General features: G+C 65.4%; 1 pseudogene. It reads right to left on the bottom strand.

Features of this window, described 5'->3' with window-relative positions:
- Positions 1 to 544, bottom strand: a pseudogene (locus tag EOA60_RS36560) (hypothetical protein); the annotation flags it as partial.

Genomic DNA, 544 nt, shown 5'->3' with positions numbered 1-544 from the left:
CAGCGTGAACAACGGGCTGTAGGTCTGGCCGGCTTCGATCTTGATCTTCTGCTCGCTCCTTGCCTCGTCGGCGCGACCGACGACAATGTAATCGCCCGGCTCGAGATTGATCTTGAGCTCGCCATACTCGGTCATGACCTGATCGCCGCGCGAGCCGCCGGACTTGGCCTTGTAGATCTCCCAGGCATTGCCGTCGGTGATGGCATCGCCGCCTTCAGCCATGACGACGCTCGGCGTGAAGTTGAATTCAGGCTTGGCGGGTTCGGGTGCAGGCGCCGGGGCCGGAGCAGGCTCTGGCGCGGGCGCCGGCGCCGCGACGGTCTCGACCAGCGCTTGCTGCAATGCCTTCTCGTCGGAGGCCTGGATGTATTTTCCGCCGGTGTTCTCGGCGAGGCAGGCGATCTGCCTGCCTTCGTCGGCGGTCAGGCCGAAGCCGACTACGTCGGCGGTGAAGTCGACGCCGGTCTCCTTCAGCTCCTTGCCGAGCGCGCACGGATCGCCACCGCAGGTCTCAAGACCGTCGGTGATGAGAACGACCGTGGCC

The organism is Mesorhizobium sp. M1A.F.Ca.IN.020.06.1.1 (assembly GCF_004023265.1).
Taxonomy (GTDB): Bacteria; Pseudomonadota; Alphaproteobacteria; order Rhizobiales; family Rhizobiaceae; genus Mesorhizobium.
Note: the sequence above shows the minus strand (reverse complement) of the source record. Positions and strands in the feature narration are given on the sequence as shown.